Source organism: Mameliella sp. AT18 (genome assembly GCF_028807275.1).
GTDB classification, from domain to species: domain Bacteria; phylum Pseudomonadota; class Alphaproteobacteria; order Rhodobacterales; family Rhodobacteraceae; genus Antarctobacter; species Antarctobacter albus.
In genome coordinates this window covers 1-22,057 of sequence record NZ_JARAMO010000058.1, presented here as the reverse complement: position 1 = coordinate 22,057, position 22,057 = coordinate 1, and the positions used below count along the sequence as shown (strand labels likewise).

The 22,057-nt window shown below is 66.6% G+C and carries 22 protein-coding genes; 8 read left to right on the top strand and 14 right to left on the bottom strand.

Annotated features, from left to right (window positions below; genetic code table 11):
• Nucleotides 1-50: 50 nt before the first annotated feature.
• The 4 genes from PVW46_RS07455 to proS form a co-directional block, all read right to left on the bottom strand.
• The gene (locus PVW46_RS07455) at nucleotides 51-590 is read right to left on the bottom strand and encodes a DUF2937 family protein (RefSeq protein ID WP_069209922.1); all 540 of its coding nucleotides are present in this window, start codon (nucleotides 588-590) and stop codon (nucleotides 51-53) included.
• Nucleotides 591-682: 92 nt separating this feature from the next.
• Nucleotides 683-1,627, bottom strand: a complete 945-nt coding sequence (locus PVW46_RS07450; protein ID WP_139132332.1) for a serine hydrolase domain-containing protein — start codon at nucleotides 1,625-1,627, stop codon at nucleotides 683-685.
• The gene (locus tag PVW46_RS07445) at nucleotides 1,621-2,088 is read right to left on the bottom strand and encodes a hypothetical protein (protein ID WP_069209924.1); all 468 of its coding nucleotides are present in this window, start codon (nucleotides 2,086-2,088) and stop codon (nucleotides 1,621-1,623) included. The genes PVW46_RS07450 and PVW46_RS07445 overlap by 7 nt, the downstream gene beginning before the upstream one ends.
• A 28-nt stretch (nucleotides 2,089-2,116) precedes the next feature.
• Nucleotides 2,117-3,466: a proline--tRNA ligase gene (proS, locus tag PVW46_RS07440; protein ID WP_069209925.1), complete on the bottom strand. Its 1,350-nt coding sequence runs from the start codon at nucleotides 3,464-3,466 to the stop codon at nucleotides 2,117-2,119.
• 189 nt (nucleotides 3,467-3,655) lie between these two features.
• Between proS and PVW46_RS07435 the strand changes: the two genes are divergently transcribed.
• From PVW46_RS07435 to PVW46_RS07415, 5 genes are all read left to right on the top strand, one after another.
• Nucleotides 3,656-4,120, top strand: coding sequence for a hypothetical protein (locus PVW46_RS07435; protein ID WP_139132333.1), 465 nt, complete (start codon nucleotides 3,656-3,658; stop codon nucleotides 4,118-4,120).
• Nucleotides 4,121-4,227: 107 nt separating this feature from the next.
• Complete coding sequence (locus PVW46_RS07430) at nucleotides 4,228-5,313, top strand: AI-2E family transporter (RefSeq protein ID WP_069209927.1); 1,086 nt, start codon at nucleotides 4,228-4,230, stop codon at nucleotides 5,311-5,313.
• Nucleotides 5,310-6,044 (top strand): HdaA/DnaA family protein, encoded by a 735-nt coding sequence (locus tag PVW46_RS07425; RefSeq protein ID WP_052244625.1) that lies wholly within the window; start codon nucleotides 5,310-5,312, stop codon nucleotides 6,042-6,044. Before PVW46_RS07430 ends, PVW46_RS07425 begins: the two co-directional genes overlap by 4 nt.
• Nucleotides 6,045-6,148: 104 nt before the next feature.
• Nucleotides 6,149-8,323, top strand: coding sequence for an RNA degradosome polyphosphate kinase (locus PVW46_RS07420; protein ID WP_043144289.1), 2,175 nt, complete (start codon nucleotides 6,149-6,151; stop codon nucleotides 8,321-8,323).
• Nucleotides 8,324-8,640: 317 nt separating this feature from the next.
• Complete coding sequence (locus PVW46_RS07415; protein WP_069209928.1) at nucleotides 8,641-9,777, top strand: hypothetical protein; 1,137 nt, start codon at nucleotides 8,641-8,643, stop codon at nucleotides 9,775-9,777.
• On the opposite strand, the gene PVW46_RS07410 is transcribed toward PVW46_RS07415, so the two are convergent.
• Nucleotides 9,762-10,142 carry a hypothetical protein gene (locus PVW46_RS07410; RefSeq protein WP_274575414.1) on the bottom strand — a complete coding sequence of 127 codons (381 nt, stop codon included), beginning with the start codon at nucleotides 10,140-10,142 and terminating at the stop codon, nucleotides 9,762-9,764. The genes PVW46_RS07415 and PVW46_RS07410 overlap by 16 nt on opposite strands.
• A 46-nt stretch (nucleotides 10,143-10,188) precedes the next feature.
• Here PVW46_RS07410 and PVW46_RS07405 point away from each other — a divergent pair, with 46 nt between their 5' ends.
• Both PVW46_RS07405 and PVW46_RS07400 read left to right on the top strand, forming a co-directional pair.
• The gene (locus PVW46_RS07405; protein ID WP_069209929.1) at nucleotides 10,189-11,487 is read left to right on the top strand and encodes a flagellin N-terminal helical domain-containing protein; all 1,299 of its coding nucleotides are present in this window, start codon (nucleotides 10,189-10,191) and stop codon (nucleotides 11,485-11,487) included.
• Nucleotides 11,488-11,603: 116 nt separating this feature from the next.
• A complete protein-coding gene (locus tag PVW46_RS07400) occupies nucleotides 11,604-13,151 on the top strand; it encodes a Ppx/GppA family phosphatase (protein ID WP_069209930.1) in 1,548 nt (515 codons plus the stop codon).
• Between the two features lie 31 nt (nucleotides 13,152-13,182).
• Here PVW46_RS07400 and PVW46_RS07395 read toward each other — a convergent pair whose 3' ends face one another.
• The 6 genes from PVW46_RS07395 to PVW46_RS07370 form a co-directional block, all read right to left on the bottom strand.
• Complete coding sequence (locus PVW46_RS07395; protein ID WP_069210087.1) at nucleotides 13,183-13,563, bottom strand: hypothetical protein; 381 nt, start codon at nucleotides 13,561-13,563, stop codon at nucleotides 13,183-13,185.
• A 40-nt stretch (nucleotides 13,564-13,603) separates the two neighbouring features.
• Nucleotides 13,604-14,614 carry an endonuclease/exonuclease/phosphatase family protein gene (locus tag PVW46_RS07390; protein ID WP_069209931.1) on the bottom strand — a complete coding sequence of 337 codons (1,011 nt, stop codon included), beginning with the start codon at nucleotides 14,612-14,614 and terminating at the stop codon, nucleotides 13,604-13,606.
• A 6-nt stretch (nucleotides 14,615-14,620) separates the two neighbouring features.
• A complete protein-coding gene (locus PVW46_RS07385) occupies nucleotides 14,621-15,304 on the bottom strand; it encodes a molecular chaperone DjiA (RefSeq protein ID WP_069209932.1) in 684 nt (227 codons plus the stop codon).
• A gap of 81 nt (nucleotides 15,305-15,385) precedes the next feature.
• The gene (locus tag PVW46_RS07380) at nucleotides 15,386-15,997 is read right to left on the bottom strand and encodes a VOC family protein (protein WP_069209933.1); all 612 of its coding nucleotides are present in this window, start codon (nucleotides 15,995-15,997) and stop codon (nucleotides 15,386-15,388) included.
• A gap of 228 nt (nucleotides 15,998-16,225) precedes the next feature.
• Nucleotides 16,226-18,364, bottom strand: coding sequence for a methylmalonyl-CoA mutase (gene scpA / locus PVW46_RS07375; RefSeq protein WP_069209934.1), 2,139 nt, complete (start codon nucleotides 18,362-18,364; stop codon nucleotides 16,226-16,228).
• A gap of 23 nt (nucleotides 18,365-18,387) precedes the next feature.
• On the bottom strand, nucleotides 18,388-19,275 hold the full coding sequence (locus PVW46_RS07370; protein ID WP_274575410.1) for a hypothetical protein: 888 nt from the start codon (nucleotides 19,273-19,275) through the stop codon (nucleotides 18,388-18,390).
• A 168-nt stretch (nucleotides 19,276-19,443) separates the two neighbouring features.
• Between PVW46_RS07370 and PVW46_RS07365 the strand changes: the two genes are divergently transcribed.
• Nucleotides 19,444-19,887, top strand: a complete 444-nt coding sequence (locus tag PVW46_RS07365) for a DUF4174 domain-containing protein (protein WP_082024687.1) — start codon at nucleotides 19,444-19,446, stop codon at nucleotides 19,885-19,887.
• Nucleotides 19,888-19,900: 13 nt separating this feature from the next.
• Here PVW46_RS07365 and PVW46_RS07360 read toward each other — a convergent pair whose 3' ends face one another.
• The 3 genes from PVW46_RS07360 to PVW46_RS07350 form a co-directional block, all read right to left on the bottom strand.
• Nucleotides 19,901-20,419 (bottom strand): hypothetical protein, encoded by a 519-nt coding sequence (locus PVW46_RS07360; RefSeq protein WP_069209935.1) that lies wholly within the window; start codon nucleotides 20,417-20,419, stop codon nucleotides 19,901-19,903.
• Between the two features lie 81 nt (nucleotides 20,420-20,500).
• Entirely contained in the window at nucleotides 20,501-20,893 is a 393-nt protein-coding gene (locus tag PVW46_RS07355) for a hypothetical protein (protein WP_274575403.1), read from the bottom strand.
• A gap of 33 nt (nucleotides 20,894-20,926) precedes the next feature.
• A partial coding sequence (locus PVW46_RS07350; protein ID WP_274575401.1) for a biotin/lipoyl-containing protein occupies nucleotides 20,927-22,057 on the bottom strand: 1,131 nt, incomplete at its 5' end.

Below are 22,057 nucleotides of genomic sequence, written 5' to 3'. Positions count from 1 at the left end.
CGTCCAGGGCCTGACCCCGGACCTCTTGCCGCCTTGGCGTGCCCTCTGCCTCAGGCTTCGCCCCGGTTCGGCGTCTCGCCCCGTCCGCGCAGGGGCGCGGTCATGATCCGCCAGGACCGCCGCAGGATGGCAAAGCCCAGCGCCAGAACCGCCCAGCCCGCAAGGAAACCCGCCCCGGCAAAGACCGCGCCTTCGAAGGTTGCGGGCACCGCGGGCTTGTAGGTCTCGAAGGCGCGCGCGGCCACCTCGCTGTCGGGCAGCACCTCGAAGGCCAGTTTCGCCCGCATGAAGGGCCCGGCCCCTTCCAGCCGCGCCAGCGCCGCCGACAGGCGTTCGTGCCGGGCGATGTCGCTGGCCATGTTCCCGGCCTGGGTCCGCGCCATGTCGCCCTCTTCGGCCAGCGCGGCCAGGTAGGCGTCCAGGTCCATCCCCACCCGGGCGGCGTCACCCTCGTAGCGCGTGACCTGGCGCGCCAGTTCATCCACCGTACCGCCGAGGCGCTGCATGTATTGCTGGGAATACTCGGGGAACTGCGACAGGCCCGCCGCGCCTGTCAGCCCGGCTGCAAGGGTCAATACCCGCAAGAACATCTGCCTGTGCCTCCCGTCGCGTCTGCTGGCGATCTTGGCCCCAGAATGCCAGAAAGCGCAGCCCTGGACGAGGGGAAAGCGTGCGCCGGGGGTCAGTCGGCGAAAACCGCCCGGGCCAGCGCCGCGTCCAGCCGCGCCATCGCCTTGCCGTCGACACAGGCGCCATAGGCCGCGACCACGGTGTATTTCCCTGCCCAGTTGACCGCAAAGGCGCCCAGGCCCGCGTCCTCGAAACAAAGCGCGCCGAAATGCCAGTGGTTGGCCGTGTTACGACCGGTGCGAAACAGCATCCCCAGCCCGTAGAAGGCGCCGCCGCCCAGACTGGCCGAGGGGGTATCCCGCGGGTCCATCGCCGCGAAACCGCCGCGCATCAGCCGCGCGTAGTCGCGCACCGACATCTGCCAGCCGCCCCAGGGGCCATAACCGCCATACTCGGGCGAGAGCCGCGCCGTGGTGATCCCCAGCGGGTCCAGCACGCGGGGGGCGCAGGCCTTGTCGTACCACTCCCCCGCGACCTCCTCGATCACCAGGCCCAGGATCGCGTAATTCTCGTTGTTGTAGCGGTAGCTGCCGGGCCTGCCCCCTTGCCGGTCCCGGTCGAGCGCATTGGCCGTCACCTGCTGCCAGCGGCGGGTGGTGTCACCGCGCCACTGGGCCATTGCACCCTGCGTTTCATCCGGCCAGAGGCCCGAGGTATGGGTCACGAGCTGGGCCAGCGTGATGGTGCCGCCGCCCTCGATCCAGCGGTTCAACGGATCATCCCAGGCCATCAGCCCCTCGTCCACCAGCGCCTGGGCGCAGAGCCCGGTGATCCCCTTGGACAGGCTGGCAATGGGCACCGCCAGATCAGGATCAAAGCCGCTGTCCTGCCCCAGCAACAGGCTGTCCCCGATCATGAAGACCAGCGCGCCGGGTGGATTGCCCTGCGCCTTCAGCCACTTGTCCCATTCCTGCGCCACGCGGTCGGACTGGGCCAGAACCGGCGCGGCGGCCACCCCCAGGACCAGTGCCAGGACCAGTGCCAAGGCCCTCAGCACGGGCCGAACCCTAGCGAACGCGCGATGCCCGCGATCAGCGGATCGTAGCGGGCGCGCTGCGCCTCGGGATAGCGGATTTCCAGGTAGGCCAGCGCCTCTTCGCCGCCGCAGGTGCGGCCCGCCTCGACCCGCAGATAAAAGATAGTCTCGCCGGCGTAGCCCGAGAGCACGAACCAGTCCGCCCCCGCCGCGTCATAGGTGATCTCGGCGCCGTCCTGAAAGTAGTATCCACGCCGATTGGCGCGCTCCACTGCCAGCGGCTCCATCACCCAGCCGCCCCAAAGACGGATTTCGGCGCCATCGGGATAGAAGAAAGCACGCCCGTCGTCATTGCCCGGGCGCGGGCCGATTTCGTAGCCCTCGGGCAAGCTGGCCGAGACTCCGAACCGGCCCACGGTTTCAGAAAGGGCCGGACCGCAAAGGCCCAGCCCGATACAAAGTGACAGGACTATGTGACGCATGGGGTCTCCCGGGGCTGACGCCCGCGGATCATGCCCCCGGCAGCACCTTGTTGTAAATCGCCGCGATCCGCGCCACCGCCTCATCGGGGGGCAGCTCTTCGCTTTCGCCGGTGCGGCGCGAGGTCAGTTCGACAACGCCGTTTTTCAGACCGCGCGGCCCGACGGTGATCCGCCAGGGCAGACCGATCAGGTCCATCGTGGCGAACTTGCCGCCAGCCCGTTCGTTGGTGTCGTCGTAGAGCGGCTCCAGCCCCAGCGCGGTGATCGAGGCATAAAGCGCCTCGCAGGCGGCATCGGCCTCGGCATCGCCGGACTTGAGGTTGACGATACCGCAGTGGAAGGGCGTCACGCCTTCGGGCCAGATGATGCCCTTGTCGTCGTGGCTGGCCTCGATGATCGCGCCCAGCAGGCGGCTGACACCGATCCCGTGGCTGCCCATGTGCACCGGCACCTTGTTGCCCTCGGCGTCCTGCACGGTCGCCCCCATCGGCTCGGAGTATTTCGTGCCAAAGTAGAAGATCTGACCGACCTCGATGCCGCGCGCCTGCCGGCGACGCGCCTCGGGGACCTTGGCAAAGATCTCTTCGTCGTGGGTTTCATCCGTGCGGGCATAGCGCGAGGTGAACTCCTCCAGCACCGCCTGGCATTCCGCGTGGCTGTCGTAGTCGATTGCGCGGTCGCCGAACTTCAGGTCGGTGATCTCGCTGTCGTAAAAGACCTCGGACTCGCCCGTCTCGGCCAGCACCAGGAATTCATGGGTGTAATCGCCGCCGATCGGCCCGCCGTCGGCGCGCATCGGGATCGCCTGAAGGCCCATCCGCTCGTAGGTGCGCAGGTAGCTGACGAGGTGGCGGTTGTAGGCGTGCAGCGCGTCTTCCTTGGTCAGGTCGAAGTTGTAGCCGTCCTTCATGTAGAACTCGCGGCCCCGCATCACGCCGAAACGCGGGCGGATCTCGTCGCGGAACTTCCACTGCACATGATACAGCGTCAGCGGCAGGTCCTTGTAGCTGCCGACGTGGCTGCGGAAGATGTCGGTGATCAGTTCTTCGTTGGTGGGACCGTACAGCATGTCGCGGTCATGCCGGTCCTTCATGCGCAGCATCTCGGCACCGTAATCGTCGTAGCGGCCGGATTCCCGCCAGAGATCGGCCGATTGCAGCGTCGGCATCAGCATCGGGATATGGCCCGCGCGGATCTGCTCCTCGTGGACGATATTCTCGATGTTCTTGAGCACCTTGAAGCCCAGCGGCAGCCAGGAATAGATGCCCGCACTGGCCTGCTTGATCATGCCGGCGCGCAGCATGTAGCGATGACTTACGATCTGCGCCTCGGAGGGCGTTTCCTTGAGAACGGGCAGGAAGTAGCGGGACAGGCGCATTTGGGTCCTCTGGAACAGCGGTTTTGCCCCTCGTAGCGGGTTGGATGAAGGCAGGCAAGAGCACGCGGGGATGGCCTGGCGGGCAGTGGCGGGAGGATGGGTGTGAAACGCCATCCAAAGGGATCACGAGCGGGCTGACAGTGGGGGCACAACCGGATAACCTGCCCCGCGGCAAGGCGGGAGGACCGAGTGCACAAGAAGGACATCGCGCCGAGGATGGCGGAGGTCTGGGAGATGATGCCCGAGAGCACGCGGACCAGCGCGCGGGCCGAAATGGTGCTGGTGCGGGACTTTCTGGAGGGCACTCGGCACGTGCCCGACCGGGAGATGCCCGCGCTGAGGCGCGAGTTCGACCGTTGCCTTGCCCGATATGTCACCCCCACCCCGCGCGCGCCGGACGAGGCGCCCGAAACGGCGGCCCCTCCGCCCCCTACAGACGCAGAGATCTACGAAACCGTCGCGCGCACCGCTCTGTCCTGTTTCGACACCACCGTCGACGGGTCGGTCGAACGGGCGGATTATCTGGCGGATCAGGCCCGGATCCGGGGACGAGAGGCGCTGCGCGGGCTGACCCGCAACCCGCTGAAGCGCCGCCGCCTGATGCGCCGGTTGGAGGCAGAGATCGCCGCTGAACGCGGCAAGGTGATATCCTAGGGCATTCATCCACCGAACACTCCCCAGTTTTCGCAGGGCCGTGACGTGCAAATCCTTGAATCCCGGCCATATACGGGCGATGAAGGACATGTTCGAAAGGATAGCAAATGGCCCTGCCCGTAAGGGATCAGATGAAGTACTGGGGGATCGCGGCAGCGGTCTTTTCTGTCGTGCTCTGGTTCCTGGGAGACGTGCTGTTGCCCTTCATCCTGGGCGGCGCCATCGCCTATTGCCTGGACCCGGTGGCCGACGCGCTGGAACGCGCCGGGCTGAAACGCGGGGCGGCGACGGCGGTGATCACCGTGGCGGCGCTGATCCTCTTTGTCGTCATGACGCTGGCGGTAATCCCGCTGCTGATCCAGCAGGCCATCGCATTGTTCGAATTCGCGCCGCAGCTGTTCCGCGACCTGCAGGCCTTTCTGACCGAACGGTTCCCCAACATCATGGACGAGGGCAGCGTGGTCCGGACCACGCTGATCGACCTTGGCGACACGATCAAGCAGCGCGGCGGCCAGCTGATCCAGGCGGCGCTGGCCTCGGTGGGCTCGCTGCTCAACCTGGTCATGCTGCTGCTGATCACGCCGGTCGTGGCGGTCTACCTGCTGATGGACTGGGACCGGATGGTCGAACGGGTGGATGACATGCTGCCCCTCGACCACAAGCCGGTGGTCCGCCGACTCGCGGCAGAGGTCGACCGGGTGCTGGCGGGCTTCATCCGCGGCATGGGGTCGGTCTGCCTGATCCTGGGCGGCTATTACGCACTGGCGCTCTGGGCCGTGGGGTTGCAATTCGGGCCGGTGGTGGGCGTGATCGCCGGGGCGCTGACCTTCATTCCCTATGTCGGCGCCATCGTCGGCGGGGTGCTGGCGGTGGGGCTGGCGATCTTCCAGTTCTGGGGCGAATGGTGGTGGATCGTGGCGGTCTACGCCATCTTCCAGTTCGGCCAGTTCGTCGAGGGCAATATCCTGACCCCCAACCTGGTGGGCAACTCGGTCGGGCTGCACCCGGTCTGGCTCTTGCTGGCCCTGTCGGTCTTCGGCACGCTCTTCGGTTTTGTCGGCCTCCTGGTGGCGGTGCCGCTGGCGGCGGCGCTGGGTGTGCTGATCCGCTTCGCGATCCAGCAATACAAGGGCTCGCGCCTGTTCCTGGGCATCTCTGCGCGCGAGAGCTTTTTCGAAAGCGACGACAGATGAGCACGGCCAGCCAGTTGCCGCTGCCCCTGCCGTCGCGGACGGCGCTGGGTTGGGAGGATTTCTTTGTCAGTCCCGCCAACATGCTGGCAGTCGCCCAGATCGAGGGCTGGCGTGCCTGGCCCTCGCACAAGCTGGTGCTGGTCGGGCCGCCGGGATCGGGCAAGACCCACCTGGCCCATGTCTGGGCAGCGCAGTCGGGGGCGCGGATCGTCAAGGCCCGCGATCTCACCCCCGAGACCATCCCCGCGCTGGCGGGCGGCCCGGTCTGCGTCGAGGACATCGAGGAGATCGCCGGCGACCGCCCCGCCGAGGAAATGCTATTTCACCTGCACAACCTGGTGCTGGCGAACGGCGGCACGCTGATGGTCACGGCGACACGGGCGCCCGCGCACTGGCCGCTTGTCCTGCCCGACCTGGCCAGCCGCATGATGCACGCCCAGCTGGCCCAGATCAGCGAGCCGGACGATTCCCTGCTGGCGGCCCTGCTGGCCAAGCTCTTTGCCGACCGCCAGTTGCTGCCCAGTCCCGAGGTCCTGTCCTATCTTGTGCGCCACATGCCGCGCAGCTATGCCACGGCGGCGCGGCTGGTGGCGGCGCTGGACGCCGAGGCGCTGGCCCATCAGCGTGACATCACCCGCCCGATGGCGGCGCGGGTGCTGTCGCGGCTGGTGCCGCCCGGGGCCGAGGACCGCGGCACCTCGCGGCACGATCCCGGTGGCGCGCAGGACTGATCCACCCGCACCGGCACCTGTCGGGCACCACCGGCCACGATCTTCAGGCACGTCACCCGCGCGCCGTCATAAACCTGTTTCACTTGCGGAGGCATAAGCGCCCCATGACTCAAGCCGACTTTCTCAAAGCCCCGCTGCCGCCCGCCACCGACCTGCCGGACCTCGATCCGGCCGGCCCGGGACGTTTCCACAACCGCGAGCTGAGCTGGCTCGGTTTCAACTGGCGGGTGCTGGAAGAGGCCGAGAATCCCCGCGTCCCGCTACTGGAGCGGATGCGCTTCCTGTCGATCTCGGCGGCGAACCTGGACGAGTTCTATACCGTCCGTGTCGCCGGCCTGCGCGAGCTGGCCCACAACGGCAATACCACCCCCGCCGCCGACGGCCTGACGCCGGCCGAACAGCTGGTGTTGATCGACGAGGACGCCCGCAGCCTGATGGCCGAACAGCAGCGCGTGCTGACGCTGCTGCGCGACCTGATGGCCGAGGAAGGCATGTCCATCGTCACCCGCTCCGACCTCACCGAGGCGGATGTGAAATATCTGGCAGAGGCCTTCCTGGCGCAGGTCTTTCCGGTGCTCTCGCCGCTGGCGATCGACCCGGCGCACCCCTTCCCCTTCATCGCCAACATGGGGTTTTGCCTGGCGCTGCAACTGGAACGCATCCGCGACAAGCGGCCCTTGCAGGCGCTCCTGCCGATCCCGCAGCAGATCGACCGGTTCATGGAGCTGCCCACCGGCGACCGCGAACACCGCTTCATCCAGCTTGAGGACGTGCTGCTGCTGCACATCGACAGCCTGTTCCCGGGCTACCGGGTCAAGGATCACTTCGGCTTCCGCGTGCTGCGCGACAGCGACCTGGAAGTCGAGGAAGAGGCCGAGGACCTGGTGCGCGAATTCGAGGTGGCACTGAAGCGCCGCCGCCGCGGCGAGGTGGTGCGCCTGACCGTCACCAAGGGTGCCCCCGAGGGGCTGCGCAAGATCGTCATGGACGAGCTGCACGTCCGCCCCGAGGAAGTGATCGAGCTTGAAGGCATGATCGGCGTGGCCGACACCAAGGAACTCGTGATCGACGCCCGCCCCGACCTTCTGTGGCCCTCCTTCACGCCACGGGTTCCGGAACGGGTGCAGGACCACGACGGCAACATGTTCGAGGCGATCAAGCAGAAAGACATGCTGCTGCATCACCCCTACGAGACCTTCGACATGGTGGTCCGCTTTCTCAAGCAGGCGGCGCTGGACCCGGACGTTGTAGCGATCAAGCAGACGCTTTACCGGACCTCCAAGAACTCTCCCATCGTCGAAGCGCTCTGCGAGGCGGCGGAGGACGGCAAGTCGGTGACCGCGCTGGTCGAGCTCAAGGCGCGGTTCGACGAAGCCGCCAACATCCGCCAGTCGCGGCGGCTGGAACGCTCGGGCGCGCATGTGGTCTATGGCTTCCTCGACTGGAAGACCCACGCCAAGATTTCCCAGGTCGTCCGGCGCGAGGGCGACCGGCTGGTGACCTATACCCACTGGGGAACCGGCAACTACCACCCGATCACCGCCAAGATCTACACCGACCTGTCGTTCTTTACCTGTGACGCGGCGCTGGGGCGGGATGCTGCCAAGATCTTCAACTACCTCTCGGGCTATGCCATGCCCGCCGGGCTGGAGAACCTGCTGATCTCGCCGCATTCGCTGAAGACCGGTATGATCGCGATGATCGACCAGGAGATCGAACACGCCAAGGCGGGCCGCCCGGCGCAGATCTGGATCAAGATGAACTCGCTGATCGAGCCGGACATGATCGACGCGCTCTATCGCGCCAGCCAGGGCGGCGTGAAGGTCGATTGCGTGATTCGCGGCATCTGCGGGCTGCGGCCGGGCATCAAGGGCCTGTCCGACAACATCCGGGTCAAAAGCATCGTTGGCCGGTTCCTGGAACATTCGCGGATCGTCTGTTTCGGCAACGGGTCCGGTCTGCCGAGCAAGAAGGCGCGGGTCTTCATCTCTTCCGCCGACTGGATGGGCCGCAACCTGAACCGCCGGGTCGAAACCGGGGTCGAGATCCACAATGCCACGGTCAAGGCGCAGATCGTCAGCCAGGTCATGGCGGCGAACCTGGCCGACACGGCACAAAGCTGGGTCATGGAGCCCTCGGGCAAATTCACCCGTTATCCGGTGCCCGAGGGCGAGTTCTCGTTCAACTGCCACCGCTTCTTCATGGAGAACCCCTCGCTCTCCGGGCGCGGTTCCGCAGGGGCCTCGGACGTGCCCAAGCTGACCCATACCAGCGACTGACGCGGCACAGTGCTCATGAACGGAAAGCGCCCCTGCGGGGGCGCTTTTGCGTTTGGGGGGCCCCGGAAGACTTGCGCTATATCAGGCATGATGCTGCTGGCGGGATTCACCAGCCCGTCCATCACCCGCTTCACGCCCTGACGGTCACTTGCTGCAATTGGCAGAACGGTCGGCGTTTCGCCTTGATGCGCCGACGATGAGCGCAATGCCCAGAGCGGCCAGCCTCGACGGAAATGCCCCGTCGCGATAGGATGCACGGCAGACCCGTTGCCTGCGACCCCCAACGGGTTGCGGTCCGTTCGCTCCTTGTGACACCGATGTTGAACTTGCATGGAATATTGCTCGCCTGCCTTCTCCCCGGACTTGCCGGTCCGGTATTGGCCGAACGCGAGGTTCATGTCGTATCGGTCGGCGATGGATACCAGACCGAAGATTACTATGCGCTGCCAGAGGCCCGGCTCGTAGTGGACCGCCCGGGCGAGGAAGTCGGCCTCGTGTTGCTGGACGGCGGGGAATTGCACTGGAAGGTTGAAGCCACGGCCGAAACCATTATCGGCGAAATCATCAGGAGTGGCCCTGGCCCAACGGACAGCAAAGTCACTCTCAACGGGATTCCGATGGCTGGCGTGCAGGTCTCCGGGTTGCCCCTGGCATTCCGCCCGCTGGGGAGCGAGTTCCGAACGCTGGTCGAGGCCGTGACGGACAGTATGAAAACAGAGCGCCTCAGCAGCTTCCAGGGGGTGCACAAGGCAACCGACGTGCCGGTCAGGGTGGATCATGTCGACACGAGAACCGAGGGGCTCTCGCGTGACTACCTTTCACGGCGCCTGGGCGAAAGCGACGATCTGCCGCCGAAGATCCGCAACTGGACCCGGAACCAGGGTGAAAATACAGATTTCACTCTGGTCTTCGATGAATCCGGGATCACGCTTTCCAGCCCAACAGGTACACGACGGTTTGCGATCTCACCCGATGTCCCCGATGTCCTCTTGCCGGCAACGGCGGTGTACGACCCGGGCTCGCAGATGATCTATTGCATCACGTACGGCGACGAGGGTTACCTGTACTCTGTCGACGCTCGGACAGGGGCATGGGCCGTCGTAACCGACCTGGACGAGTATGATGCCGCGGAGATGCTCTATGACGCGGAAAGCCGCTTGCTGATTGCCACAGGCGCATTCTCCCGACCAGGCGAGATCAGGATGTTCGGGTTGGACGGACGTCGTTCTTCGATCTTCATCCCGACCACCTCTTTTCCCGGACTGACCGACCTGTTCGACTACGGCAACGAACACGGGCCTCCGCTGACACCCTACGTGTTCAGCGACGGATGGCTCCTTCTCGAAGCGGTCGCGCGTCGCGACGGCAACACTCCGGTCGCGAGGGATTACCGGGTCTATGCCGTCCAGGTTGACACCGAGGAAGTCCGCTTGCTGAGCTATGGCAATGACTGAGCGGCCAACGAGACAGGATCGTCGAAAGACTGATTTGTCCGCCGAACCGACACCACGAGCAGCTGCATCGCGCATGCTTTCACGGGTGTTCTAGGGTCAAACGCCGCCGCGCGAAGGCAACTGCCCGGCACGTCGTCGCAGAAATCGACGGCACGCCCCTCCCCTGTTTCGAAATCGGCAACCTCTGTTTCCAGATCCTCAATAAACCCCGGACAATTCGCGCCATAGTCTTGCCCCAGTATCACCCCGTCAGCGCCGCAAATCGTTAAAGACGGGTTAAAGACAGCAGGGCAATAGTCACCCTGCACGAGCTTTTCGTGGCGCGGGCGACCCCCTGTCGTCCGCAGCGTCAGAACGGCGGCCATGATGCCGGGCGCGAAACGCGCCCTCTGACGAGAAAGGCGAAAGCGAATGTCGAGTATCAATTCCAATCCCGGGGCCACGGCGGCCCTACAGACGCTGAAAGCGATCAACGCCTCGATGGGCGACACCCAGATGCAGATCGCCACCGGCAAGAAGGTGGCCTCTTCGCAGGACAATGCGGCGGTCTGGGCGATTTCCAAAGTCATGGAGGCCGACGTCCAGGGCTTTCAGAAGGTGTCCGACAGCCTGAGCCTGGGCCAGGCGACGATTTCCGTCGCCCGCCAGGGCGCCGAGACGGTGACCGAACTCCTGACCGAGGTGAAGGGCAAGATCGTCGCCGCGCAGGAGGAAAACGTCGACCGGGCCAAGATCCAGACCGATATCGACGCCCTGCGCGACCAGATCAGCTCGATCGTGAGCGCGGCGCAGTTCAACGGCCAGGCCATGCTGACCAACACCGACCAGACCGCAGGGTCCGGCGGCATCAACGTCCTGTCCTCGCTCAACCGGACGATGGACGGCGTGACCTCCAGCGACATCCGGGTGTCCAAACAGGACCTGGGCCAGGGCCAGAGCAGCATCGGCAGCGGCCTGACCGCGCTGGCCGGCGCGGCCAATGACATCACCGGCACCGGCGACGGCGCGGCGGCCACCATGACGGGCAACGCCACCGCCCCCACCGGCACAACGACCTTTGGCGCCGCAGCCACGACAACCGTCGCCGCCGGAACCGGCTTTTCGGTCGAGATCACGGCCACGGCGGGCAATGGCCCCTCCAACACCGCTGATCGCAACGACATTTCCTATGTCGCCCGCGACGGTGACACGATGGAGGACGTGGCCGCGGGCCTCGCCGCCGCCTTCAACAAATATGTCAGCGACGACCTGGGCGCCGGCAACGAGGGCACCATCGACGCCACGGCAAGCGGCAACCAGATCACCTTTACCGGCGCGGACCAGGGCGGCGACAACTTCTCGATCACCGTGCAGCAGTATGACCCCGATGCCACCACGACAATCGGCGGCGGACTGGCGGAACTGGGGAATATCGACGTCACCACCCAGGCCGGTGCCGACAGCGCCCTGGCCGAAATCGAGGGCCTGATCCAGACCTCCATCGACGCAGCCGCCGCCTTCGGCTCTGCCGAGATGCGCCTGGACACGCAGAAAGACTTTGTCTCGGGCCTGACCGACGCGCTGAAATCGGGCATCGGAACGCTGGTGGATGCCGATCTCGAAGAGGTTTCCGCCAAGCTGCAGGCACAGCAGGTCCAGCAGCAACTGGCCATGCAGGCACTGTCGATCGCCAACCGCGCACCGCAGTCCCTGCTGTCGCTGTTCCGCTAAGCAAGATGCACCAGACCTTGAGAACGGCACGTCAGTGCCGCGCAAGGTCTGGTGCTTTTGATTGACCCCCCGGGTTCGATAGGGCCATAACCCCGCCGAGAGACAGCGGGATTCGGATGGACGGGCAAGAGGAAACGCACGGGCACTGGGACCCGTTTGGCAGGCCGCTCTTCAACGATCCGAAGGCGCGGGCCCTGTCCCGGGTGGGTGTCGTGGACATCGGCTCGAACTCGGTCCGGCTGGTGGTCTTTGACGGGGCTGCGCGCAGCCCGGCCTATTTCTACAACGAAAAGATCATGTGCGGCCTGGGCGCCGGGATGGCCGAGACCGGCCGCCTGAACCCCGAGGGACGCGAGCGCGCGCTGCGCGCCATGCTGCGCTTTCGCGCCCTGGCCAATGGCATGGACCTGCCGGACCTGACCGTGGTGGCCACCGCCGCGATGCGCGACGCCGAGGACGGCGAGGAATTCCGCCGGGTGCTGGAATCCGCCACCGGCCTGCGGGTCTGGGTGATCGACGGCGCCGAAGAGGCGCGGCTGTCGGCGCAGGGCGTGCTGCTGGGCTGGCCCGGCAGTTACGGCCTTGTCTGCGACATCGGCGGGTCCTCGATGGAACTGGCGGAAATCCACGACGGAGAGGTCGGCCGCCGCGTGACCTCGCCGCTGGGGCCGCTGAAACTGCGCGATATCGAAGGCGGGCGCAAGGCGCGCGACAAGCAGATCAAGCGCGAACTCAAGGCCTTGGCCGAACACATGGGCACACAGCGCGACCGGCTGTTCCTGGTCGGTGGCAGCTGGCGGGCGATCGCACGGATCGACATGCACCGGCAGGGCTATCCGCTGCAGGTGCTGCACGAATACCGGATGGACGCGGATTCGGTCCGCGAGACCGTCGCCTACATCGAGGCCAACGAGGATCACGACGCGCTGCGCAAGGCCTGCGGCGTCTCGGCCGCGCGGATGGCCCTGGTCCCCTTCGCCAGCGAGGTCCTGTTGCGCCTGCTGGAATGTTTCGAACCCAAGGACATCGCGATTTCCAGCTACGGCATCCGCGAAGGCATGCTGTTTGAACAGATGCCGCAGGAACTGCGCGACCGCGATCCGCTGATCGAGGCCTGCCGCTTTGCCGAGGCCAAGGACGCGCGGATGCCCGGGTTCGGCGCCGCGCTCTATGATTTCGTGCTGCCGCTCTTTCCCGATGCTAGCGCCTCGCGGCGGCGGCTGATCCACGCGGCCTGCCTGCTGCATGACGTCAGCTGGCGCGCGCATCCCGACTATCGCGCCGAGGTCTGTTTCGACAATGCCACGCGCGCCAACATGGGCGGGTTGAAGCACTGGGAACGGGTCTACCTGGGGCTTGCCCTGTTGCACCGCTATCGCAACAAGCGCGAAGGCACGCGGTTCGAGGATCTCTTTGCCCTGCTGGACGAACCGCACCAGACAGAGGCAGAAGTGCTGGGCAAGGCGCTGCGTTTCGGCGCGATGCTCTGGACGCTGAAGGCGGACGGCACCGGCCCGCGGCTGGCCTGGGATGCCGAGACCAGGGCGCTGGAACTGCACCTCGACGGCACCACGGCCCCGCTTTACGGCGAGGTGGGAGAGGCCCGGCTCAAGGCCCTGGCCGACGCGCTGGGGGCAGACAGCCGCGAAGTCATGATCGTCTGAGCCCGCATCCGGCCCGGCGATCCGACCGCCCTTACAGGTCGATCTTTTCGTCCGGGACCGCCTGCGGCTCTGGCAGGTCGGGCGCCTCGGGCACCAGCGGGACCCGGCGGCGAATGATGATGTCGCCGTTTTCCAGCATCTCGGGCGGGTGATAGAGCGTCCAGTCCTCGACCTTTTCCAGGATCTCGCCCAGGGCGGGCCCCATCTCGGCGGCGAAATCGCGCATCATGGGCTGCATCTCGCGCAGGGTCCTGTCCATCTCCTCCAGCGCCGGTTCCATCTCTGTCATCAAGCCGCGCAGAAAGAGCTTGGCCCCCTCTTCCATCAGGTTGAGACCATCCGGTTCCTCCTCGGCGGCCAGCGGCGCGGCGACAAGGGTCAGGACAAGGGCGGGCATGGCAAGCTGTCTCATGTCCATAGATATAGGCACCGGGAAAGGCCCTGGGAAGGGTTCAGAGGTCGATGTCCAGCGTGACCGGGAAATGGTCCGAGGCCACCAGCAGCGAAGCGCGCAGGGCCTCGTCCTGCCAGCATTCCGCGTCGTCGAAAGGATGCCAGATGCGCCAGCGCGGGTTCCGCGCCCGAAGCCCCGGCGAGATCATCACGTAATCCAGCAGCGCCTGCAGGTAGCGTTTCTCGTCGTAGAGGAAAAAGCGCGCGGTGGTGGGCTGCGCCCCCAGCCGCCGCTGCAGCGCCTCGGCCGCGTGCGGGTCATAGAGATGCAGCTCTTCGCCGTCGCCATCGCCCAGCAGGATCTCGACCGAGCTGCGCCCGAACAGCCCCTCGTAACTGTCGAGGCCGGGGCCGTCGTTCAGGTCCCCCATCAACACCAGGTCCTCGCCCGCCTCAAGGTGTGCTACCACCCGCCGGCGCAGCCAGACCGCCTGGGCCAGTTGCTTGCGCCGGTTGGCGATGGCCAGTTTCATGACCTCGTCCTGGCCCTTCGCCCCATGCGGCGCCTTGGATTTCAGATGCGCCCCGATGAACCGCAGGCTGTGGCCCGACATGGTTTCGACCGCCAGTTCCAGCGGCGGCTTGGAAAAGACCACGCGGTCGGCGCGGGCGTCGATGTCCAGGTCGATCTCGAACTCGGTGTCAAAGCGCGGCGCCACCTTGCTGTCCTGCGGATCGTGACGCACGCGCAGCTTGTCCGCGTCATAGAGCAGCGCGATTTCCTGCTGGGTGTTGTTGACGAACCCCGTGGCCACCTCGCGCGTGCGCAGCCCCGCGGCCTCGGCGAAATTGGCCAGTGCGCGGGTGGTGGACCGGCGGCGATTGGTGTCGGGCGCCTCGATCACCATGATCGCATCCGCCTCCATTCGCCGAAAGACGTAGCCCAGCGCCTCCAGCTGGTCGCCCCGGGCGATGCGATGACGCCCGCCCAACTCGTTGTCGATCAGCGGGCGGCCCTTGTCATCGAACAGCGAGTCGAACCATTCGACGTTGTAGCTGGCCAGGCGCATGGCCCGTCAGGCGGTTTCGCGCGCGGAAATCTCTTCCCAGGCGCGGTTGATGTCGATCAGCCGTTTCTCCGCGATCTTGACCGCCTCCTCCGGCACGCCCCGGGCGATCATCGCGTCCGGGTGACTTTCACGGACCAACTGCCGCCAGGTCTTGCGGATCTGGTCCAGCGGCATCTCCGGGCTGACGCCAAGAACCGTATAGGGATCGGGCGCCGCATCGGGCACGAAACGGCTGCGCAGGGTGCGGAACTGTCCCTCGTCCATGCCGAAGATGACGGCGACATCGGCCAGGAAGGCATCCTCTGCCGGGTGATAGGTGCCGTCGGCCAGGGCGATGTGGAACAAACCTTCCATCAGGTCGCAAAGCGTGCCGGTGCCCTGCCCAAACATGGCCGCGATGCGGCGGGCGTAATCCTCGTATCCGGCCACGTCCTGCCGGGCGAGGTTGAAGACCCGGGCTGCCCCGGCCTCGTCCTCGCGCGCGATGTGGAACACCTCGCGAAAGGCCGTCACCTCGTCACGCGTTACCAGCCCGTCGGCCTTGGCCATCTTGGCCGACAGGGCGATCACGGCGATGGTAAAGGCCACGCTGCGCTCGGGCGGCGCGCGCAGCCGGTCAAAGACGGCCGTCAGCCCCTCGCCCGAGGTCAGGGCCTGCAAGGCCCGCGATATGCGTGTCCAGATCGACATGGTGGCAAGTCTACGCGCTCGGGCAGGCGCTGTCAGGGGCGGATCGGGGAAAATTCTGCACCTGCGAACACCCGTCGCGGGTCAGAGGCGGATCGCGCCCTCCGGGCCGGTCATCTCAGCGGACAGACGCGGGCTGTCGGCGGGCTCGAACCGCACCAGCGGCGCCTGCAGATGCGGCGCCAGCAATGCCTCCAGGGCCGCCGCCTCGGGATGCACCACGGTCAGGCAGGTCAACGTCAGCCCCGAGGGCGGCAGGCTTTGCCCCGGCGGGCTCGGCACATGCCACTGGATCAGCGCCGGGAACAGCCCGTCAAAGGGCAGCCTGCCATCCTCCGGCACCGCCATAGACCAGCGCAGCCCGTCGCGTTCCAGGTCCACCCGGCGCCCGGCCACAGGCAAGGCGGCGATGGCGGCGTCGATGTCCGGCACCCGGCAGATCCACTTGTCGAGCCGCGCCGGCCCGCTGAAATCATCCAGCCCGAACCAGCGCGCATCGGGTGGCGGCGGGGCATCGGAGTCGATGGCGATGGCCTCCAGGTAGAGGCGCGGCGCCACGCCGATCAGCCGGTTATGGGTGCCATAGCGCGCGTGTCGTCCGCCCGGCCCCATCGGAACGCCCAAGGCCGCCTCACAACAGGCCACGGCCGCCGCCAGGTCCGTGCCCGCCACGGCAATATGATCGAGTTCCATCATCGCGCAGGCCCTTTCATCCTACTCCGGCGGCGACGATAGACCCGCGCCAACGGGATGAACAGGGCCACCGTGCGGCCCGCGCCGCGCCATGCAAGCCCAGGAGCGCCTGCCTGCTTCTTCTTGGTGTAAATACCCCCAAACGGGGGCGCAGGCCCCGCCGCGCGCGCCCGACAGGGCGCGCGCGGGTCGGCCCGCGTCAGCGGGCCGAGACCTCTCTCGAACCGTGGCTCAGGCCGCGTCGGCGCGGGCGTCGCGGATCAGCCGCAGGATGTCCTGTGCCGCCTCGGGAATGTTGGTCCCTGGGCCAAAGATCGCCTTCACGCCGGCGCCGTAGAGGAACTCGTAATCCTGGTGCGGGATCACCCCGCCGCAGATCACGATGATGTCGCCTGCGCCCTGCGCCTGCAGCTCCTTGACCAGTTGCGGTGCCAGCGTCTTGTGGCCGGCAGCCTGGCTGGAAATGCCGATCACATGCACGTCGTTGTCGATGGCGTCCTGCGCCGCCTCTTCGGGCGTCTGGAACAGCGGGCCGACGTCCACGTCGAACCCGATGTCGGCAAAGGCGGTGGCGATCACCTTGGCGCCCCGGTCGTGGCCGTCCTGGCCCATCTTGACCACCAGCATGCGCGGGCGGCGTCCCTCGGCCTCGGCGAAATCCTCGACCGATTTCTGGATCGCGGCAAAGCCCTCGTCGCCTTCGTAGGCGGCGCCGTAGACGCCCGCCAAAGTCTTGACCTCGGCGCGGTGACGGCCGAATTCCTTTTCCATTGCCATGCTGATCTCTCCGACAGAGGCGCGCGCGCGGGCGGCTTCGACCGCGGCGTCCAGTAGGTTCCCCCCTTCTTTCGCCCGGCGCGTAAGCTCGTCCAGCGCCGCCTGACAGGCCGCCTCGTCGCGGCTGGCCCGGATCTTTTCCAGGCGCGCCACCTGGCTTTCGCGCACCTTCTGGTTGTCGATGTCGAGGATGTCGAGGTCATCCTCCTTGTCGAGCTTGTACTTGTTGACGCCGACGATCACGTCGGTGCCGCGGTCGATGGCGGCCTGGCGTTGCGCGGCGGCCTCCTCGATCCGCAGCTTGGGCATGCCGCTTTCGACGGCGCGGGTCATGCCGCCCATCTCGTCCACTTCCTCGATCAGTTTCCAGGCTTCCTCGGCCAGGTCATGGGTCAGTTTCTCGACGTAGTAGGAGCCGGCCAGCGGGTCGACCACCTTGGTCACGCCGGTTTCCTCCTGCAACACCAGCTGGGTGTTGCGGGCGATGCGGGCGCTGAAATCCGTGGGCAGGGCGATGGCCTCGTCCAGGGCGTTGGTGTGCAGCGACTGGGTGCCCCCCAGGACCGCCGACATCGCCTCATAGGCCGTGCGGATGACGTTGTTGTAGGGGTCCTGTTCGGCCAGCGACACGCCCGAGGTCTGGCAGTGCGTGCGCAGCATCTTCGACCGCGGGTTCTGCGCGCCCAGTTCGGTCATGATCCGGTGCCAGAGCATCCGCGCCGCGCGCAGCTTGGCCACCTCCATGAAGAAGTTCTTGCCGATGGCAAAGAAGAAGGACAGCCGCCCGGCGAACTTGTCGATGTCCATCCCCGCTTCCATCGCGGTTTTCACGTATTCCTTGCCGTCCGCCAGCGTGAAGGCCAGCTCCTGCACCAGGTTCGCGCCGGCCTCCTGCATGTGGTAGCCGGAGATGGAAATGCTGTTGAATTTCGGCATCTCGTTCGAGGTGTACTCGATGATATCCGAGATGATCCGCATCGAGGGGGCCGGCGGGTAGATATAGGTGTTGCGGACCATGAACTCCTTGAGGATGTCGTTCTGGATGGTCCCGGACAGCACCGACTTGTCGTGGCCCTGTTCCTCACCCGTGACGATGAAATTAGCCAGCACCGGGATCACCGCGCCGTTCATGGTCATCGAGACCGAGACCTTGTCCAGCGGGATGCCGTCGAAGAGGATCTTCATGTCCTCGACGCTGTCGATGGCGACACCGGCCTTGCCCACGTCACCGACCACGCGCGGGTGGTCGCTGTCATAGCCGCGGTGGGTGGCCAGGTCGAAGGCGACAGAGACCCCCTGCTGACCGGCGGCCAGGCCACGGCGGTAGAAGGCGTTGCTCTCCTCCGCGGTCGAAAACCCGGCATATTGCCGGATCGTCCAGGGACGGCCGGCGTACATCGTCGCCTTGACGCCACGGGTAAAGGGCTCTGCCCCCGGCAGGGTGCCCATGTGGGGCAGTCCCTCGATGTCGGCGGCGGTATAAAGCGGCTTGACCGCGATGCCTTCGAGCGTGTTCCAGGTCAGGTCGTCCAGCGGGCGGCCCCGCAGTTCCTTTTCAGCCGTCTCGCGCCAGCTTTCGGGCAGATCCGTCATCGTCTCGTCCTCTCTTCAAGTCTTCATGGCAGCCGGGTCCGGGTCTCTGTCCCGGTTGTCGGCTGCGGGGTCTCTGTCAGTGTGGCCAGCCCGTCGGCGCCCGCGCGCAGCCAGGCCAGGTCCTGTTCGTAGGCATGGCGCAGGCGCGCCGATTGAACCTCGTCGAAGGGCGACCAGCGCGTCGGCACCGGGGCCTCTTGCAGTCCGCCAGTGTCCTCGCCCCGCGCCTCCAGCGCCGCGTGCAGCGCGGCGGTGTCGGGGCGGCGGTTTTCCAGGAACCGCCCGGTGTCCGCCAGCGGCAGGCCCGGTTCCCCGGTCATGACCTGCAACAGCAGGTCGGGACGGTCGGCGAAACATTCGAAGGGCGTGACCTGGATCGTTGCATCGGGACAGGCGCAGGCCAGGTCGGTGATGACCGCGCGCCAGCTGCGCGTGCTCCGCGCCAGCGCGGCAATGGCGTCGGGCGCCGGGCGCGACTGCCCGCGCGGCACCAGGTAGGCCGCCACCGAGGCCCACCAGTGATCCAGCGAGCGGATCTGGAGCGTGATCTTCACCACGCCCCCGGCCGCCGCGGACAGACGCGCCATCCTCTCGCCGATCGCCGGGTAAAGCGCCTGCTGCCGCAGACAGTTGCGCGCGGTGCCGATCATGTTCTCATCGGTGATGACCAGGTGGCGCAGGCCGAGACCCCGGGATTTTTCGAGATTCACGCCCAGGCGCCCGGCGGCGCGGCGGGCGGCCTCGGGCGACTCGGGACGTTCGACCACGTCGAAGAGCAGGCCGTTGCGTGTCCTGCGCGGGCCCCAGAACCCGATGCCGCGCGGCTTGAGCGCGGCACCATGCGTGCGCAGGTAGGCCTGGAAACTGGTGGTGGCGGTGCGGTGGGCACCGGCGTGCAGGATGATGTCCATCAGGCAATGCCCCCCGGTCGCGACCCAGAGGCGCGGACTGCGCCGGGGTCCTGGATCGGGCACGAGACTGCGCCGGGACAGGTGAGAATGCCGTTAAAGGTAAAATTTTTCCGGGCACTGGCGCGGGAAAGCTGTGCAGCCCGCCGGTCCGCGCTTATATCTTTTGTCATGCATGGTTTGACCCGACTGATCGCCGCTGCCCTGATGGGCGCCTTTGCCAGTACCTCGGCCGCCCAGGGGGCCGAGACCACGGATGATTTCGAGATGATCCGTCCCGCGGCCGAAACCTCACTGGAGGACTGGCTGTGGATCAAGCGGCCCGTCGTCGTCTTTGCCGACAGCCCCGCCGACCCGCGGTATGTCGAGCAGATCAACCTGATCACCGAACGGTTGGACGCGCTGGAAGAGCGCGACGTGGTGGTGATCACCGACACCGATCCCGGGGCGCGCAGCTCGGTCCGGCAGAAACTGCGCCCGCGCGGGTTCATGCTGGCGATCCTGGCCAAGGACGGCAGCATCGTGGCGCGCAAACCCGGCCCCTGGTCGGTGCGCGAGATCTCTCGCTCGATCGACAAGCTGCCCCTGCGCCAGCAGGAGGCACGCGACAGGTAGGCCGAGTCCCCGTTCAGACGTTGCCGCGCAGGAAAAAGGCGATCTGCGAGGGCCGGTGCAGCAACGCCAGCGCGTTGGTGGCGGGATCGTAGATCATCACCGTCTCGTCCGACATCAGCGCCAGGTAGACATCGGCCTGGAATGTCGCGTCCATGCAGGCGCGGGCCGGGCCGACAAAGCTGGAGATCAGGCCCAGCCCCTCGTAGAGATTGACCGACATCAGCCCCTCGGACACCAAGTTGGGGGTCATGCCGGGGATCTCGAAGGCCACCGCGCGGCCCTGCGACAGCAGGCGCTGACCGGCGTGCAGATCGTCCACCCGCCGCAACGGACCGGAGGCCCGCACCTCGCCCGAGATCGTGTCGAAGATCGCCGCCGTGCAGGTCCCGCGCGAGGTAAAGGCCCGCGTCTGTGCCAGGAAGACCCAGCCGCCCAGCTGCGCGCGCACCGCCTCTTCGGTGTCGAGGCGGAAACAGCCCGTCAGCAGCCCCCCGAGGGCCGCGAGAACCACCATCTGCCGAAGAAACCGCACCAGACCGCCCTGCCCCCTTGCCCGTACTCGTTGCGGGCAGGTTAGTGCCAAGGCGTTTAGGATCCGTTGCCGAGAGCCGGGTCATCCGCCGTCCCCCGTTTCTGCCCGCGGTTCGTCGCCGCGCAGACGCAGGTGCAGGGCAATCCCGCCGATCCCGAACAGCAGGGCATAGCCCAGCAGGCTGCCAGCCCCGGCCGCCAGCATCCGGAAATAGACCGCGCAAAAGACCAGCGTCATGACCGCCAGCACAACCAGCGGCCCACCAAGGTAAAAGCCCCAGCCGGGCAGCAGGTCCAGAAGCGCCGCCAGCAGGGCCAGGTAGACGCCATAGCCGGTCCCCACCGAAACGATGGAGACCGCAAGCGCGCTGCCGACGAACAGCGCGTTGCCGCCCTCTGTCGGCACCACGAACCACAGGCCGACCGCCACCACCCCCGACACCACCAGCCCGGCGAGAAACGCCAGGCTGTGCATGAGCCAGATGCGGAGGGCGCGGCGGACCATGCCTTATTCGAACTCCATGATCACGTCGTCGACGGCCAGGCTGTCGCCCGGTCCGGCGTTGATCTTGGCCACCACGCCCTTTTTCTCGGCGCGCAGGATGTTTTCCATCTTCATCGCCTCGACAGTGCAGAGCGCCTGCCCCTCCTGCACCTCGTCGCCCTCGGCCACGTTGACCTTCACGATCAGGCCGGGCATCGGGCAGAGCAGCATCCTGGAGGTGTCGGGCGGCAGTTTCTCGGGCATGAGCCGGGCCAGTTCCGCCTGCCGGGGCGAGCGGACATGGACGCGCATATCGGCGCCACGGGTGCGCAGGCGGAAGCCATGCGTGACCTTGTCGACCTTCAGCACCAGCGGCGCGCCGTTCACCGTCATGTGGGCCAGCGTGTCGCCCGGGGTCCAGCGGCCCTCGACGCGCAGGCTGGAGCCATCGGCGAAATTGACGGTCGAGCCATCGGGGTCGGCGTCGATGACAACGTCGTAGTCGACCCCCTGCAGGCTGACGACCCAGTCGCTCCCGACGCGGCGTTCGTGGTTGCCAAGGCGCCCGGTGACGCGGGTGCGCCGGATCTCGGCCACGCGGTTCATCGCGGCAGCAGCGGCGGCAACGCGCTTGAGTTCATCCTCGCCCAGGGTCACGCCCTCGAAGCCCTCGGGGTATTCCTCGGCGATGAAGGCGGTGGTCATGTCGCCCGAGATGAATTTCGGGTGGTCCATGACGGCGGCGACGAAGGGCAGGTTGTGGCCGATGCCCTCGACCTCGAAACTGTCGAGCGCGTTGCGCATGGTCTCGATGGCCGCGTCCCGCGTCTTGCCCCAGGTACACAGCTTGGCGATCATCGGGTCGTAGTACATGCTGATCTCGCCGCCCTCGTAGACGCCGGTATCGTTGCGCACGATGCCCTCGCTCAGTTCGCCCTCGGCGGGCGGACGGTAGCGGGTCAGGCGACCTATGGAGGGCAGGAAACCGCGATAGGGATCCTCGGCGTAAAGGCGGTTCTCGATCGCCCAGCCGTTGATCTGCACGTCGTCCTGGGTGATCGACAGCGGCTCGCCATTGGCGACGCGGATCATCTGTTCGACCAGGTCGACGCCGGTGATCAGTTCCGTCACCGGGTGTTCCACCTGCAGGCGGGT